General features: G+C 59.6%; 18 protein-coding genes and 1 pseudogene. 9 read left to right on the top strand and 10 right to left on the bottom strand.

Features of this window, described 5'->3' with window-relative positions; all coding sequences use genetic code 11:
- Window positions 1-181: 181 nt before the first annotated feature.
- The 3 genes from J2046_RS29620 to J2046_RS29610 all read right to left on the bottom strand — a co-directional run bounded on the left by J2046_RS29620 (window position 182) and on the right by J2046_RS29610 (window position 1,895).
- The gene (locus J2046_RS29620) at window positions 182-514 is read right to left on the bottom strand and encodes an SRPBCC domain-containing protein (RefSeq protein WP_210057935.1); all 333 of its coding nucleotides are present in this window, start codon (window positions 512-514) and stop codon (window positions 182-184) included.
- A gap of 134 nt (window positions 515-648) precedes the next feature.
- On the bottom strand, window positions 649-1,320 hold the full coding sequence (locus J2046_RS29615; RefSeq protein WP_210057933.1) for a hypothetical protein: 672 nt from the start codon (window positions 1,318-1,320) through the stop codon (window positions 649-651).
- The gene (locus J2046_RS29610) at window positions 1,317-1,895 is read right to left on the bottom strand and encodes a TetR/AcrR family transcriptional regulator (protein WP_210057932.1); all 579 of its coding nucleotides are present in this window, start codon (window positions 1,893-1,895) and stop codon (window positions 1,317-1,319) included. Before J2046_RS29610 ends, J2046_RS29615 begins: the two co-directional genes overlap by 4 nt.
- A 69-nt stretch (window positions 1,896-1,964) precedes the next feature.
- Between J2046_RS29610 and J2046_RS29605 the strand changes: the two genes are divergently transcribed.
- The 3 genes from J2046_RS29605 (at window position 1,965) to J2046_RS29595 (ending at window position 3,201) form a co-directional block, all read left to right on the top strand.
- Window positions 1,965-2,342, top strand: coding sequence for a nuclear transport factor 2 family protein (locus tag J2046_RS29605; RefSeq protein ID WP_210057930.1), 378 nt, complete (start codon window positions 1,965-1,967; stop codon window positions 2,340-2,342).
- 113 nt (window positions 2,343-2,455) lie between these two features.
- On the top strand, window positions 2,456-2,821 hold the full coding sequence (locus J2046_RS29600) for a nuclear transport factor 2 family protein (protein WP_210057928.1): 366 nt from the start codon (window positions 2,456-2,458) through the stop codon (window positions 2,819-2,821).
- A 98-nt stretch (window positions 2,822-2,919) separates the two neighbouring features.
- Window positions 2,920-3,201 (top strand): putative quinol monooxygenase, encoded by a 282-nt coding sequence (locus J2046_RS29595; protein WP_210057926.1) that lies wholly within the window; start codon window positions 2,920-2,922, stop codon window positions 3,199-3,201.
- 80 nt (window positions 3,202-3,281) lie between these two features.
- Here the strand turns inward: J2046_RS29595 and J2046_RS29590 are convergent.
- A pseudogene (locus J2046_RS29590) lies at window positions 3,282-3,487 on the bottom strand (MBL fold metallo-hydrolase); the annotation flags it as partial.
- A 334-nt stretch (window positions 3,488-3,821) separates the two neighbouring features.
- On the opposite strand from J2046_RS29590, the gene J2046_RS29585 reads away from it, so the two are divergent.
- Genes J2046_RS29585 through J2046_RS29575 form a run of 3 tightly spaced genes read left to right on the top strand, consistent with a single transcriptional unit; the run spans window position 3,822 to window position 6,406 of the window.
- Window positions 3,822-4,811 (top strand): ABC transporter ATP-binding protein, encoded by a 990-nt coding sequence (locus J2046_RS29585; RefSeq protein WP_210057924.1) that lies wholly within the window; start codon window positions 3,822-3,824, stop codon window positions 4,809-4,811.
- Window positions 4,808-5,602, top strand: coding sequence for an ABC transporter permease (locus J2046_RS29580; RefSeq protein ID WP_210057922.1), 795 nt, complete (start codon window positions 4,808-4,810; stop codon window positions 5,600-5,602). The genes J2046_RS29585 and J2046_RS29580 overlap by 4 nt, the downstream gene beginning before the upstream one ends.
- A 3-nt stretch (window positions 5,603-5,605) precedes the next feature.
- Complete coding sequence (locus J2046_RS29575) at window positions 5,606-6,406, top strand: ABC transporter permease (protein ID WP_210057920.1); 801 nt, start codon at window positions 5,606-5,608, stop codon at window positions 6,404-6,406.
- Between the two features lie 490 nt (window positions 6,407-6,896).
- Here J2046_RS29575 and J2046_RS29570 read toward each other — a convergent pair whose 3' ends face one another.
- Genes J2046_RS29570 through J2046_RS29545 form a run of 6 tightly spaced genes read right to left on the bottom strand, consistent with a single transcriptional unit; the run spans window position 6,897 to window position 12,590 of the window.
- The gene (locus tag J2046_RS29570) at window positions 6,897-7,778 is read right to left on the bottom strand and encodes a MurR/RpiR family transcriptional regulator (protein WP_210057918.1); all 882 of its coding nucleotides are present in this window, start codon (window positions 7,776-7,778) and stop codon (window positions 6,897-6,899) included.
- A gap of 5 nt (window positions 7,779-7,783) precedes the next feature.
- Window positions 7,784-8,839, bottom strand: coding sequence for an ABC transporter ATP-binding protein (locus J2046_RS29565; RefSeq protein ID WP_210057916.1), 1,056 nt, complete (start codon window positions 8,837-8,839; stop codon window positions 7,784-7,786).
- Window positions 8,836-9,588, bottom strand: a complete 753-nt coding sequence (locus J2046_RS29560; protein WP_210057914.1) for a glycerophosphodiester phosphodiesterase family protein — start codon at window positions 9,586-9,588, stop codon at window positions 8,836-8,838. Before J2046_RS29560 ends, J2046_RS29565 begins: the two co-directional genes overlap by 4 nt.
- 15 nt (window positions 9,589-9,603) lie before the next feature.
- The gene (locus tag J2046_RS29555) at window positions 9,604-10,413 is read right to left on the bottom strand and encodes a carbohydrate ABC transporter permease (protein WP_210057912.1); all 810 of its coding nucleotides are present in this window, start codon (window positions 10,411-10,413) and stop codon (window positions 9,604-9,606) included.
- Window positions 10,403-11,272: a carbohydrate ABC transporter permease gene (locus J2046_RS29550; protein ID WP_210057910.1), complete on the bottom strand. Its 870-nt coding sequence runs from the start codon at window positions 11,270-11,272 to the stop codon at window positions 10,403-10,405. Before J2046_RS29550 ends, J2046_RS29555 begins: the two co-directional genes overlap by 11 nt.
- 58 nt (window positions 11,273-11,330) lie before the next feature.
- Window positions 11,331-12,590, bottom strand: coding sequence for an ABC transporter substrate-binding protein (locus J2046_RS29545; RefSeq protein WP_210057908.1), 1,260 nt, complete (start codon window positions 12,588-12,590; stop codon window positions 11,331-11,333).
- Window positions 12,591-12,960: 370 nt separating this feature from the next.
- Between J2046_RS29545 and J2046_RS34270 the strand changes: the two genes are divergently transcribed.
- From J2046_RS34270 to J2046_RS29530, 3 genes are read left to right on the top strand one after another with little or no spacing between them, the layout of a single operon-like run.
- Window positions 12,961-13,686, top strand: a complete 726-nt coding sequence (locus J2046_RS34270) for a GntR family transcriptional regulator (protein ID WP_210057906.1) — start codon at window positions 12,961-12,963, stop codon at window positions 13,684-13,686.
- Window positions 13,683-14,540, top strand: a complete 858-nt coding sequence (gene proC / locus J2046_RS29535; protein ID WP_325169800.1) for a pyrroline-5-carboxylate reductase — start codon at window positions 13,683-13,685, stop codon at window positions 14,538-14,540. Before J2046_RS34270 ends, proC begins: the two co-directional genes overlap by 4 nt.
- A 28-nt stretch (window positions 14,541-14,568) precedes the next feature.
- Window positions 14,569-15,402 (top strand): transporter substrate-binding domain-containing protein, encoded by an 834-nt coding sequence (locus tag J2046_RS29530; RefSeq protein WP_210057903.1) that lies wholly within the window; start codon window positions 14,569-14,571, stop codon window positions 15,400-15,402.
- Window positions 15,403-15,508 lie beyond the last annotated feature (106 nt).

The following is a 15,508-nucleotide window of genomic DNA, read 5'->3' as shown; positions in this document are numbered from 1 at the left end:
CGCGAGAAGCTGATCCAAAAGTTCCTTCTCAATGGCCATGTGATGATTCTCCTTTCCATCATCATGGCCTCAGACACAAAATTCCTGACAGTCCCAGCCACGCCTTTAGCCCCGCGAGGAGAAGCGTGAAGCCTTGCGTCGAATCAGCGACATAGCGCATGAGCTTATCGGCATCTCCTGTTCATCCGGACTCCTGCACGCGCACAAATGTCGTGCCGTCCGGAATAGCTTGGAACGTCCATTCCACGGTCGTCGGGCCGCTATAGCCGGGCCATTCAATCACTACGCGCTTGTTTGGCTCCACGACCTTTGGCGTGACCTCGATGGAGACATTGTGGCTCTCCCAATCCCGCTTGGCGGTCTTGCCAGTCTCCAGTCTTCCGCTGCCTTTGCTGAACCAGAACTTCGTCGTGACTGCCGGGTTCACGATCGCTTCGAATACATGCTCGACCGGCTTGCGGATGAGCATTCCGGTCTTGGCAATTGGTATGCGCGTGAGCTGTGGATCAGTCATGTTGCTTTCCTCAGGCTGTTTCAAGACAGAAACATCATCTCATAAGTGTAGTTCCGGCCCACGCGGCCACCTCGCTCCCCGTTTGGCCTGCCTTCCCATCGAACCTCTGCCACTCCGATGTCCTGGGTCGTTATTCAGCGTTCTTCGTCACTCAGCATGTGATCTGCCAGGCTATAGCAGTGGCTCGCCTGATAGGCGTTCCGGCCCCGGTTCATGTGCGTCAGGTTGAACGCCCGGATGGCCAGCAACGCTCGAGGCTCCGCGAGGAATTTGCCGATCGAGGAGAAGCCGCGGACCCTGATGCCGAAAATATCGTCGCCTCGCGGGAAGAAATAGCTAACATCTTCCGGCATCACGACGCAGCGCTCAAGAAAAGCTTCGTCCACTTGGTCGTGATCGAATGAATGGTCGGTGGTGAAATTGGAAAGATGCACCACGAAAAGCGCGCGGACGCCCGCGCCGTCCGCATAGAGCGAGAAAAGCTCCATCCAGCTTGCGTTGATGCGAACGAGCGCCTTGCCCGGAGTCGACGGCAGACAAGAAACCGACCAGTAGTGCCGTTCGGTCCGGCAGGGGATCGGGATACAGTCGCGGCCGTAACGCCTGAGAATCTCCAGAACCTCTGGCGCCTGCGGTCGGCCGAGCAGCTTCTCAAACCGGACGAGATATTTGAAGCGCAGTTCCAGTGACTCCAAACGCTCGTCGGCGTCGCGCAGGGTCGTCTTGCCCTCCATCCAATCGCGCTGCTGCTGGAGATCCAACAATTGGCTCAGACCGGTGCTGCTTGGTCGGCGAGCGGCGTTCATCGGCGGTCCAGCAGTCTCGTCACCGCCTCGCAGACAAGGGCGGGAACGCTTTCAGCATCATCCAGATAGGCACTTTCCAGCAGGCCGTCCGAAAGCGCGACGAGAAGGGATGCGGTGACGGAGGGAGCGGGGTCGCCGTCCTCTTTAAGAAGGTTCTCGAGACTGTTGTGATACCAGACGCGGCGCGCATTGATCGCTTGTCGCACAGGGCTGGCTGGATCGGGATATTCGGCCGCCGCGTTGAGGAATGGACACCCCCGCCAGCCTCCCGCGGTCACAGCCTCGCTGATGCGCCCCATGATAGCCAGGATCATTTTCCGAGGAGGTTGCTTGTGAAGGGAGGCAACTGCCGCCCGGCCGAGCCGGTCTATCTCTTGGAGATAGGCGACGACGAGGTCATCCTTCGAGGGAAAGTGGTTGTAGAAAGTCGCCTTGGCCACGCCGGCTTCTGCGATGATGCGGTCGATACCGACAGCATGGATCCCCCCCTCGTAGAAAAGTCGCGTCGCGGTGTCCAGCAGACGACGGCGCGCGGACCCGGCTTCAGGTGGGGTTTCAGATGCACGTTGTTTCATGGGTCGACTTTAACAGACAGGTCTGTACAGTGCAAGACGTAGACAGACCGTTCTGTATAGGAGAATGTTATGCAGCCGCGAGAGACAGCCGAAGTCATCCGTCGGTTCAACCAGGCGTTTGAGGAACACGATCCCGTGATCTTCGAAGACCTGATCGCACCGGATTGCGTCATGGAGTCGATCCAGCCAGCGCCGAACGGCACGCGCTATGCAGGCTACGACGTCAACCTGGCGTTCTGGCGGGCCATGGCGGCCGACCGCGTCAACCGCTTCGAGGTAGAAGAGACTTTTGTCATGGGCGATCGCGCCAATATCCGCTGGCGCTTCCATTTCGGCGATGGTGGCTCGGTGCGCGGCGTTAGCCTGATCCGTGTCCGTAACGGCCAGATCGTCGAGGCCCTGGCCTATGCCAAAACCCCCGGTCAATCGGCGCCCTTGCCGGAGTAACCCGCGGCCAGAACCGCAAGCATCGTCGTTTTCTTTGTTCAACCGCAGCCTCGTTCATCATCGACCACTCGCTCGAGATAGACGACGGCTTCATCACGCAACGAGGTGGGAACATGACCAGTGACACCAAAATTACCCGCGACATCGTGGAGCGCTTCCACAATGCATTTGAGAAGCATCGCCCCGAAGACCTCGATGATTTGATCGGCGAGGGCTGTGTTCTCGAAAATACGGCCCCGGCCCCGGATGGAGCGCGCTACGAAGGACGTGAGGCTTGCCTCACTTTCTGGAGGAGGGTGGCGTCGTCAGCCAACCTTGTCTTCAAGGCTGAGGAAGTTTCCGCGGTTGGCGACCGCGGGATCATCCGCTGGCAGCTTCGCTGGAGCGAGCGCGAAGAAGATCGAGTTCGAGGCGTCAACATCATGCGGGTTCAGGCCGGAAAGATCGTCGAGGGTCTGGGATACGTGAAGGGAGGCTGACGTTCCGATCGCGAACCGACGATCCTCGCGGGTCGCTATCCCAGACCATGCACGGCGGCGTGCCGCCGGAATAGGGCGCCAGCCGAAGGAGCAGACCCATGATCATCATAGCCGGTTACACCCGCACCGACGCTGAGAAGCAGGACGGCATCGTGGAGGCCTTCAAGGGCATGGTCGAACGCGCGAGAGCGCACGACGGCTGTCTCGACTTCTCCATAAGCGCGGACGCGGTCGATCCGGAGCGCGTCATTCTTTTCGAATGCTGGCGCGATCAGACCACGCTGGACGCCTGGCGCAGGGTCGCAAAGGGGCCGCGCGGGAAACCTCGGAAGGTCGCCGTAAGCCTCTACCGCACCGACAAGGCCGAAAAGCCGTTGTGAGGACGAGCCCATCGTGCCAAGAAAACCGCGTCGGTTGATCCTTGGTCCATTACAAGTCCCATACCTGCTTGCCGTAGGCGTCAAAACTGCCAGTTGGCGGGCACCCAGGCGTAGGCACCATCGGTCTTGAGCATCCGGCCGAGGCCGGGGAACGGAAGTGGAAGCCGAGTACGGGAATGCGCTCGGCGGTCGCCCTGTCGAAGATGCGCCGACGGGAGGCAAGGCCAGGCACGATCTCGGCACCGGCTTCGTAGAGCTCGACATCGTTCATGACCGGCTCGCGACTAAGGGGTTACAACCGGCCTAGCTTAAACGATGAAGTGATTAAATCTTGGGCGGTGCAAGCGGTCGATGCGGCTTGCCAACTCGACGACCCTCTTTGCGGACATATCGGCGGGCCACATGAGGCTGTTCAAGCCGGCTACGATGGGAGCGGCGCCTTTTTGTCGGTGCGTATTGGTTCTTTTTACGAGTATAGATCTCGTGTGAAGGCCGCGGCTTTGCCCATTCCTGATGGGAATGGGATCCATCAGAAGATGTGTCGGGCGAATCAGCTGAGAGTCGCATAAGTTCCATACGGTTCCTCTAAGGGGAGCGCCTTTACTTTCAGGGTCCCCGCTATGGCTTCGATCATCTCTGCCGAAAACGTGTCAAAGATCTTTCAGCAGCGCGTGTCCCAGCCGGGCGTGCTCGGTGCCGTGCGCGGTTTCATCGCTCCGATCAAAAGACCGGTTCCGGCGGTGGATGATATCACATTCTCCATCGCAGCCGGTGAGGCGGTCGGCTATCTCGGCCCAAACGGGGCAGGCAAGTCCACCATGATCAAGATGCTGACCGGTATTCTTGCGCCATCCGCCGGCATGGTGACAGTGCTCGGCCGACAGCCGCAGGCGGAACGGGTCGCCAATGCGCGTCAGATCGGTGTCGTCTTCGGTCAACGCACGCAGCTTTGGTGGGAACTGCCGCTCTTTGAGAGTTTCGAGTTGCATCGGCGCATGTATCGCATGCCGGCGGACCTCTTCGCCCGCAACCGAACCGATCTCACCGAGATGATGGGACTCTCGTCCTTTCTCGATCGCCCCGTGCGGCATCTGAGCCTTGGCCAGCGCATGCGTGCAGAGATCGCCATGGCGCTGATGCATGATCCCAGGATCCTCTTCCTCGACGAGCCGACCATCGGGCTCGACGTGGTGGCGAAGGATGTGGTGCGCAAGTTCCTCTCGCGCATCAACCGCGAACGCGGCACGACGATCATTCTGACGACCCATGACCTGCAGGATATCGAGGAGATTTGCCCGCGTCTTATCATGGTGGACGAAGGGCGGCTGTTATTTGACGGCGCAATCGGTGAGCTTCGCTCCCGCTTCGGCGCGCGCCGCCGCCTAACGCTGGAATTTGTAAGCGAACCGGGCCGCGTACGCGTTGCGGGCGCGGAGCTTGTCGGCGGGGAGGGGCGTGTTCGCGAATTCCTGCTTGCCGATGATGGACGCTCTCTCGTCGAGCTGTTGGCAGCCCTTGAGGCCGACGTCGACCTGCGCGACGTGCGTCTGCACGAGCCTGGCATCGAGGAGATCATCCGCACGCATTATCAGGCGAGGGCTGCGGCATGAGCGCCTTCCTCGCCCTCATCCGGGCCTCCTTCCAGCGCGAAGTCGAGCACCGGGCCAAGATGCTCGTTCGTATCCTCGGGAGTCTCGTGGAGATCGTTGCACGTGTTTCGATCTGGCAGGCGGTTTTTAGCGGACACGGCTCGATGAACGGTATCACGCTTTCCCAGATGGTTACCTATGCGCTGATCGGCGGCACGATCCTGTCCAGCTGGGATGCCACGATGATCGTGCGCGATGTCGGCACGACGATCCGCACCGGAGCGATAGGCGCGACGCTGCTGCGTCCGGTGGGCTATCCCCTTATGCTGCTCGCCGAGCAGCTAGGCGCGCGCTTCTTTGACTGGTTGCTGATTTCGCTGCCGGTGATCGCCATCATGGGGTTCTGCTACGGACTTCAATTGCCTGCGAGCTTCGGTCACGGCATTCTCTTTGTCGGTTTTCTGTTTGTCTCGCTTGCCGTACTGATGCTGACGGGCATCCTGCTCGGTTTGTTTTCATTCTGGGTTTTCGATGCGCATTCTCTCGAATGGTTCATGCGCGGCGCCTTGGCTACGCTCTCCGGTGGGCTCGTGCCCATCTGGTTCTTTCCGGCTGGCCTGGCAACGGTAGCGCATGTTTTGCCCTTTTCCTGGATCACCTATCATCCGATGGCGGTCTATCTAGGAGCGCGCGATCTTGCCTCTTCCGCTCTTTACCTCGTCGCTGGTGGCGGATGGGTGATGGCCCTCGGCCTTGCCGTTGCCTTTGTCTGGTCGCGGGCCTGCGGACAGGTCGTGGTGCAGGGGGGCTGAGGGATGCGCGACACGCTGTCTCTGCTCCTCTATCTGATGCGGCTTCGGGTGCGCACGCGACTTGAATTTCGCGCCAGTTTGGTCATCGCCTGGGCGGCACAAGCCTTCGGTTATGCGGGTGTCTTCGCCTCGATCTGGCTCATCATTACCCGCTTCGAGAATATCGGCGGCTGGACCTGGCCGCAGATGGCGCTGCTCCTCGGCTTTCATACGCTGGGTTATGCGCTTGGCGCCTGTTTCACGCTGGTGCAGCTGAGGCGCATGGAGGAGATCGTGCTCGGCGGCGAGTTTGACACGCTGCTGGTGCGGCCGCTCAACCCTTGGGCCTATCTCGTCTTTTCGGGCTTCAACATCGAATATGGCGGGCATGTGCTTTTGGGGGCGGGGCTGATCGTCTGGGCGCTGCCGCAGATTCCTATCGAGTGGGATGTCGAGACCTCCATCCTCATCTTCGGTGCGCTCTTGAGCGCGGCGCTCATTACGGCATCCATGCTCACCATGATCGGTGCCTGCGCCATGATCCTTGGCCGTGCGCGCTATCTTTTCGGCATCTATTTTGATTTTTGGGAATTGTCGCGTTATCCGGCCAGCATCTTTGCCCCGGCCTTCCAGATCGCGCTCGTTTCGGTCATGCCGCTCGGCTATATGGCGTATGTGCCGGTGTCGGTCCTGCTCCAGCGGCCGGTCGCTTATCTCGGAAGTGCTGCGGAGGTCGCGGCGCTTGCTGCCGGTCCGATCTCCGTTCTAGCCGCGGTCGTCTTCTGGCGTTTCTGCCTGCGTCGCTATCAGGGCGGCGGCGGATGAAAGAGCGCGCGGATAATGATCTGTAAAACAACAATAGTTCTCTTGTCGGCTCAATTTTTAAAGGATCATCTCGGGCAGATCGCGGAGATGTCCGTCAGAGCCTTTCTCGGCGGCGACGTTCTAAGCTCATCGCTCGCGGGAAACTCTCTGGTCCCGGCTTTGCCGGGAGGACACATAGGGGGAACGATGGGCGGTCGTCGGCGCCTCTAAGGGATGCGGCCATATCCGGTCCCAGCACCATTGTGCGTTCCGGCATCCAACGCCTTTCTGCGAGAGGCGCCGCGCGGCGCGCTCGAAGCGTTGCTGGCCGAAGCGCTGGACCACATCAGCCGCGATCAGGCGGAGGTGGCGACCTTCTACAAGCATCTGATGTTCGCGCGCGTCATCCATCGTTGCCCTGACCGAGGGCGAAGTCTCCGAACCGCATGTGGTCCTGAAAGGCAGCGTTTTCCTCCGTCCCAGTCTGTTCCACGTTGGCTGTGGCTCAGCGTCAGTCCACAGTCAGACGTGATGTCGCCTTAAATGACCGGAATTCCCTGAGCGCGCGGATCGAGCGACCATCATCAATGGCAGCAAGGTCGAGGATCACCGCGTTGGCGATTGTCATGGGCACCACGAGTGACTGCGATTCCCCCGGCTTGCCGCGCGAAATCGAAATCTGATGTTCTGGCGCTGGATCGATGCGAGCCGCATGCAGATCCGTCAGGGCCAGCGTCTGGGCGCCGCGGTCCGCCGCGATCCTTCGAAGCTCATGCACCAAAGGGGAGGTGCGGCGGAAGGTCAACAGCCAGAGCACATCGTATTTGCAAAATGTCGAAAGCGCCTCCGGCAGCTGGTCCACTTGGTCGCCGAGATTGAATGCGTCGTATCCGGAGCGAACCAGGCGGAGCGTGATCAGCGCGGAAAGCGCCGAGGAATGGCCGCGGCCGAAGACGAAGATGCGGCGGCTGTTGCACAGGCGCTCGGAAAAAGCACGAATGTCGGCGTCGGAGACACTGTTGCGGACGTTGTTCAACGCTGCGATCTCGCTGTCGAGCACCGAGGCGAGCAGACCACCTTCTTCTGCCCTCACAAGGCGTGCCGCCATGCGCGCGGCCGGGCTTTCGAAATCTTCACCGCCTACCATCAGGTTCGCCTGCAGGAAGCTTCGAAATTCCGGGTAGCCCTTGAAACCCAAGCGCCGCGCCAGCCTCACGGCCGAGGCGGGATGCACGCCTGCACGGAGGGAGACATCCTTCCCATTATCCATCGCTGCACGGATCGGATCCTGGACCAGGACGTCGAGAAGACGGGTGTCAGCGTCCGTCAGCCGCGTCGAATGGCGGCTGATGAGATCGCCGAGCGCTTGTGATGCCGGGTCGTATTTATCCATAAGCCTCACGATGTCCTGATGCTGCGAAAATCGCGTGCGAGATCGACCCGTTCGCCGCCGTCGTTCTCAAAGAACAATGCGCGGTCAAGATCATAGGAAATCCAGAGTTCCTCCGAATGTTCTGCCACCTCGCGTCGAGGGGTCGTCACGGTCAGCCGGCCGGCCGGGCTGTCGCAATGGAGAAGTAGGTCAGATCCCGTCATTTCGGAGAGCACAAGACGCGCCGACAGCGCCGGACGCTCGGGTCTTTCCGTGTGGACGGTCAGGATTTCCGGGCGAAGACCGGCGGTCAGCCCTTCCATGCCCTGCCAGCCGGGCAGTTTCTCCGCAGCAACGAAATTGATTGGTGGTACGCCGAGAAAACCGGCGACAAAGCGGTCGCGCGGCCGATCGTAGATGACGTCGGGTCGATCGAACTGCAGGAGATGCCCGTCCTTCATGACGGCTACGCGGTCCGCCAGCGACAATGCTTCCGTTTGGTCATGCGTGACATAAACAATGGTCGCCCTAAGCTGCCGATGCAGTTCCTTGATTTCCGTGCGCATGGCCACGCGTAGCGCATTGTCGAGGTTGGAGAGCGGCTCGTCCATTAAAAAGGTCGAGGTGTTGCGCGCCATGGCGCGACCCATGGCGACCCGCTGACGCTGGCCGCCGGACAGTGCCCCCGGTTTGCGCTCAAGATACGGGTCGAGCTGAAGCATGCGCGCCACTTCTTCCGCTCGGCGGTTGCGCTGCGCCTTCGGCATGCCGCGCAGCTCGAGACCGAAAGCGATATTTTCGCGCACGCTCATATGCGGGTAGAGTGCATAGTTCTGGAAGATCATCGCGATGTCGCGGTCCTGCGGCGCAAGATCATTGGCGCGTTTGCCGCCAATCTCGATCTCGCCTTCCTCGCAGCGCTCCAGCCCGGCAATCAGTCTGAGAAGCGTGGATTTGCCGCAGCCGGACGGACCGACAATGACGACGAATTCACCCGGTTGGATATCGAGTGAAACGCCATGCAATACCGGCATGCCGCCCGGATAGGCCTTGCGGATATGGCGAAGCGAAATTCCACTCATGCAGCGGTCTCCTTGTGGCGAAAGGCGCTGCGAATAGAAATCGCCAGCGTCGGCCGATCGGTTGTGAACACCTTGACGCCGAGCGCGAGTGCCTTTTCGATCTGTGAGCGCGAATGGGCCGCCCAGCAGCCGAATTCCAGGCCGGCCGCGCGGACGGCGTTGCCAAGCGCACGATCTGCACAATCGATGTGGACGCCGATCTCCGGAATGGCATGCGCCTTCGCCACGTCGATCACGGTCTCCACCCCCAGGTGGCGAAGCACGGGCGGACTGACCAGCCAGAGCCGCGGACGATTGCTGGCACGGGCCAATTCATCCAGGGAAGGCACGAGGAAAGAGGAAAAGGTCGTCCGCTCCAGCATTCCATGCCGGGCGAGGAGGGTTACCACACGTGGCACGAAATCCCGATAGGGCTCTCCATCGACACCAGGCTTGATCTCACAGCGGAAACCGACGGGGCTTGCCTCGTAAAGCGCACAGAGTTCCTGCAATGTGAGTGGATGGCCTCCGCCGCCATAGTTGATCGTCGCGGCCTTCACGTCGGCCAGGGTCATACGTGCGACTTCGCCAAACATGTCCGTCGTGCCGTCCAGCGTCGGGTCGTGATGCACGATTGTGGCGCCGTCCGCCGTCGGATGGATGTCGAATTCCACCTCCTCCAGCGCCATCTCGGCCGTTGCGGCAAAACCACGTGGTGTGCTGTCGCCGAATTCCAGCGTGCCGCCACGATGCGATGCGATGCGTGTCATTCTTGTGTCCTCGACTTACTTGATTGCGCCCATGGTGATGCCGCGCACGAGATGTCGCTCCACGAGCAGAAAACCGATGAGCACGGGCAGGATGGTGATGGTGGAGGCGGCCATGACCAGCGGCCAGTCGATGAGTCCTTCGCCGGGATTGACGCGGTAAAGCCGAGCCAGACCGATCTGCAGCGTGTATAGGTCTTGCCTGCCCACCGCGACGAGCGGCCAAATATAGTTGTTCCACTCTGTGATGAAGATGTAGAGCGCCATGGACGAGATGGCGGGGCGCGATAGCGGTACGATGATGCGCCACAGCACCTGCAAGGGTGTCGCCCCGTCCATATAGGCTGCCTCATCCAGCGCTTTTGGAATGCCTCGGATATACTGGCGCAAGAAAAAAGCGGCAAAGCCGTTCGAAATGGCCGGCAGGATTAAGCCGGCATAGGTATCCAGCAATCCGGCCTTCGCAAGCGTTAGATAATTGGGAATAAGGCTGATATGGCTAGGGATCATCAGGGTCGCCACGGTCGCGCCGAACAACAGATCGCTCGCCGGAAAACGGAAACGCGCGAAAGCGAAGGCCGCAAGCGTGGCAAGTGTTATGCCCAGCACCGTCACGAGACCCGAAACGATGAGGCTGTTGGCAAGATAACGGGCGAAGTTGAACTGGCCGATGGCGCGGCCGTAATTGTCGAGCGTGAACGCCACTTCTCCGGCGTAAAAGGCATCTGCCGTCTGGAAGGACATCCAGATGGAATAGAGCACCGGCGACAGGAACAGCAGTCCGACCAGCAGCGATAGGACCGCAAGAATTCGGTTCTCAGGCTTCATAGTGCACCTTGCTGCCGATGATGCGGGATTTGACGATTGCAAGCGCCACGAGCAGGACGAAAAGGATTACGGCAAGCGCGGAGCCGCGGCCGATGTCGAACAGCACGAAGCCGATTTCGTAGAGCAGGTTCACCAGCATGTCGGTTGCGCCGGCCGGTCCGCCATGCGTCATTACATTGACGATAGTGAAGACCTGGAAGGCTTCGATCACCGAGATGATCAGAAGGAAATAGGTGGTTGGCATCACCAGCGGCAGTGTCACGCGGCGAAAGACATGCCAACGGCGTCCGCCGTCGACGGAGGCGGCATCGTAGAGTTCCCGCGGGATCGCCTGCAGGCCGGCGATGTAGATGACGATGTCATAGCCGATCTGTTTCCATGTGTTGACAAAGATCAGCACCCAGAGCGCCAGATGTGGGTCCTGCAGCCATTGCGGACGGCCAAGACCGAACGGCTCGAGCAGCGCGTTCATCATGCCGTAATCGGTCGAGAAGACCCAGGAAAAGACCACGGCGATGGAGACGGTGGAGGTGACCGAGGGCAGGAAGAGCGCCCCGCGCAGCAGACGTGATGACAAGGTCTCGCGCACGAGATAATTCGCAATGACCAGCGCCGCACCGAGCCTTAGGGGAACGGAGAAGACGGCGAAAAGTGTGGTGACCCGGAGCGAATTCCAGAAATCGCGCGATAATAGCAATTGTTCGTAGTTACGCAGACCGACGAACGGCATGTTCGACGAAAGGAAATTCCATTCGCGCACGCTAAGGTTCAGGCTTGTGAGGATCGGGATATACGTGAAGACCGCGATGAAGATCATTAGCGGCGCAACGAAGAGATAAGGGGTCAGCTTGCGGAGCATGGCAGAATTTGCGCCGGCGGGGAACAAAGCCCACCGGCGCCCTTTCGAGGAAGAGGGATCAGTTGCTGGTGCGCTGGTTCTCCGCGCGCGTCTGCTCGGCGAAATCCTTCATCGTCTCGTCGACCTTGCGCTGACCCAGCGCCATGGCCTCCCACATCTTGTATTCGGTGGAGCGCATCCACGTCACGACCGTTGAGCGGGCGCGGCCATGGGCGTATGGCAGCGAGTTGATGGCCACATCGATACCCGGCTGTGTTTCTAGCGCCTTGACGGCGACCGGAAGAGCGGCGCTCTTTTTGTTGATCGGCAGATAGCCGGTGGCTGCAAACCACGCCGCATTGGCTTCCGGCGAGGCGGCGTAGCTGATGAACTTGTACGCGGCGTCTTGGACTTCCTTCGGAGAACTTGCCATGATGCCGATGCCCGCGCCGCCAATCGGGACCGAGCAGACCTTGTTGCAGGGCATCGGACGCACGACGAGATTGTCGCCGATCGCTTTTTTCGAACCGACATAATTGCCGGTCGAATTCATCATGATGCCGACCTTGCCGGCAAGGAAGGCGTCGCGGCCATTGTCCTCATCCGTTACGCCATCGGGCGACGCCACCTTGTGGTGGTTTACCAGCGAAGCCATCCATTGATAGGCTTCGACCGTATTCGGCTTGTCGAGCAAGATCTCGTTCGTGGTCGGGTCGATCAGTTCGCTGTCATTGGCCATGACAAGACCCCAACGGGCAAACTGGCCGGGCGCTGCGATGCCGGAAATCCCTTCGGACCCGAGCTTTTCGCTGATGGTCTTTGCCGCGGCAAGGATGTTATCGAAGGTCTTTAGCGGCGTCTGCGCCGAAAGGCCGGCGCGGGCAAAGATGTCTTTGTTGAAATAGAGCACCGGCGTGGATGAGTTGAACGGCACGACATAGTTCTTGCCGTTAATAACACCGACTTCGCGCGCGTAATCATAAAGGTCGCTCTTAAGCGGATCGGCGTCGAAATAGGGTGTCAGGTCAGTCAGGATATTGTTGTTGGCAAAGAGGCCGTAGCGGGTGATTTCCAGGATTACGGCATCCGGCGCACGGCGCGCCGGGATTGCAGCCTGCAGCTTTGCGACAATATCGTTGTAATTGCCGATGAACTCCGCTTCGACATCGATGCCCGGGTTGGCGGCCTCGAACTGCGCGATTATCTTGGCGAGCGCCTCACCCTGACCTTTGTTGAAAGAGTGCCAGAACTTGACCGTTGTGGCCGCGTCAGCCGTGCCGAGCGTGCCGAACAGCGCAAAGACGGTTGCAGCAATCGTGGAATGCAATTTGCGTGTCATGTCTCTCTCCTATGCAAATAAAATTGCAATGGAGGCGGTGTAACTCCGTTAGGAGACAGTTCGGTGAAGGCTTTATTAAACTTTGATGACGGGCACTTCATCGCCCTGTCGGTGCGGGATGACCGGAATTTGCATGTTCAACGACCTGCAACGGCGTCCATCCTGTCGCGAAAGACGCCTGTTTATACATGAAGGGAACCAAACCCGATGGGGTGCGTCATTGCCGATAGCATTGAAGTGACTTGGTGCGGATGAGGCATCGTCCACAGTTCAGCCGGTCTGCCGACCACGTCTCTTCAAAAATCGCGTTGACTGCGTAATTTGTCTGTGATTGATTGTTGACAATCGATGAGCAACAGGAAGGTGTCCGGTGAACGAGCAGGGTGGCCGGGGTTTTATTCGCATTCCAAAGGCGACATTTCGCGCGCACATCGTCGATGGTCTGCGAAGCGCCATCCTGAAAGGAGAAATTTCGCCTGGAGCACAAGTCACCGAATCGAGCCTTGCAGAGCAGTTCGGCGTCAGCCGCGGCCCGTTGCGCGAGGCCATGCGTCAGCTGATTGACGAGGGTCTCCTCGTCACGATCCCTTACACAGGAACCCATGTCGTCGAACTGTCCGTGGATGATGTCCGCGAAATCTATTCCATGCGTGTCAATCTCGAAATCTTTGCGTTCGAGTTGGTGTGGGAGAAGCGTGACGAAGCGTTCCGTCAGGGTCTGCTGTCGCGCCAGGCGGAATTGACGCGTTGCATCGACAGTAGCGATGATGTCGCCAGTATTGACGCTGAACTCCAGCTTCATGGCTTTATCTACGAAGTTTCCGGCCACAAGATCCTGCAAAAGACTTGGGAAAGCATCCGTGGTCGCCTGCAACTCTATTGGGCTGCGCATCATCGAGCACACGGCATCCGTGGGCCTCGCCGCGATGGTCACGACAGTTATGTTGCCAATGCGTTGGGAGAGAGTCTGGATGTCATGCGGACCGAAATCAGGGCGCACATGGCGCGCGGCGGGCAGCAGACCGAAGATTTTCTGCTTTCGTCGAACGCTGGCAAGCTGGAGCGGTCGGACGTCCAGGCAAGGGCTACGAGATGACGGACGCCTTCTGTCCGGCTCATTCTGTCTTGATGATGGGATGCGGCAACATGGGCGCGGCAATTGCCGCTGGCGTATCCGCGCGCATGCCATTGATCGAAATCACAGCCGTTGATCACGATGCCGCTAGGGCGCGGAAGCTTTTGCCCCCCGATAGCCCTGTTCGTGTCCTGCCCAGTGCCGAAAGCCTGGGGGCAAGGGCATTCGATGTCTGCATCCTCGCCGTCAAGCCGCAACATGTCGAGGCGGCACTTCAGACGGCGCAGAATAATATCGCCGGTGCGTTAATCATATCGATTGCAGCGGGATTCCCGCTTGCGCAGATCAGGGCGCGATCGGATCAGACAAGCCGCATTGTGCGAGTGATGCCCAATCTGCCCGCGACGGCCGCTTCCGCAATGAGCGTGGGCCATGCCGCGCCGGACACGATTTCAGATCTGGATCGAAAGGTCGTCGAAGCTTTGTTTCAAGCCATTGGCCGCTTTTGCTGGGTGGAGCAGGAAAGCGACATTGATCTTGCAACCGGCATTTCCGGCAGTGGGCCTGGTTATGTTTTCGCCTTCACGGAGCATTTGCAGCGGGCTGCGGAGCGAATGGGTTTCGCCACTCCCGTGGCCGAGCTTTTAGCGCGCCAAACAGTTGTCGGCGCTGCTCGCCTTCTGGAACTGGATAGCCGCGGCGCACACGAACTGAAGCACGCCGTCACCAGCCCCGGCGGAACGACACAAGCCGGCCTTTCCGTTCTGGAGGCGGAAAACGGCCTTGCCGAATTGTTGATGAAAACAACGGCGATGGCGGCGAACCGCGCAACTGAATTCGCAAAATTATACGAACAAGAGCCGCAAAGGCCGTGATCACGTCAAAACCTCAGAGGACGAACATATGATTACCACACGGAGAACTTTTCTCGCCGCAATGACCCTGGCCCTGGCGGGATTTGCCACATCGGCGTTCGCTCAAGACGCTTCCACACTTGATCGCATCAAGCAGGACAAGCAACTGCGCATCGGCGTGACCTCCGCTGAGCCTTGGTTTTTCAAGGATCCGATGACGGAGAAATGGACAGGCGTTGGTGTAGCCATGGGCGAGAAATTGGCCACCAGTCTCGGCGCGACGCTTGTTCCTGTCGAAACGACATGGGCAAACGCGGTGGCGGCACTTCAGGCCAATCAGATCGATCTGATGTTTGTGCTCGATCCCACCGAAGAGCGCAGGAAGGCCATCGATTTCCCGGAAGCGCCTCTCTTCTACTATGCCATGGGAGCGCTGGTCGCGGCGGATTCCGCCGCAAAGTCCTGGCAAGACATTGATAAGCCCGGCACGCGCATCGGGGTGACGCTTGGGACCTCGCTCGACAAGAACATCACTGCTATGGCGAAGAACGCCGAAATCAATCGCTTCTCCAGCAATGATGAAGCCATCGCAGCCTTTGCCGCCAGGCGCGTCGATGTCGTCGTGCAGTTCCATCCGGCGCTTGTGGTTCAGTATTCGCGTCTGAATCTCGGCAAGGTCATCTTACCCACGCCCGTCAATCCGGTGCCGACCAGTGCAGGCCTGCGCAAGGAAACGACCCCCGCCTTCCGCAACTGGATCAGCGAGCAGTTCGCCGAGCTCTACAAGAACGGCGTGCCGGACCAGATCTTCAGCGGCTACCTCAAGTCAAAGAATATCGATCCAACCGGCATCCCGGGCCTGGTCAAGGAAGCCTGGAAATAACAATGAGAGAGAGGGGAGGGCAAGTCCTTCCCTTAAGCCTCCTGCCTTCGCCACCAGATCAATCGCCGGGAATGTCCGCCTGGCGGTTGCGGCCCTGCTCCTTGCA

Origin of the sequence: Neorhizobium petrolearium (assembly GCF_017873175.1) — a bacterium.
In the GTDB taxonomy this organism is placed as follows: Bacteria; Pseudomonadota; Alphaproteobacteria; order Rhizobiales; family Rhizobiaceae; genus Neorhizobium; species Neorhizobium petrolearium.
Note: the sequence above shows the minus strand (reverse complement) of the source record. Positions and strands in the feature narration are given on the sequence as shown.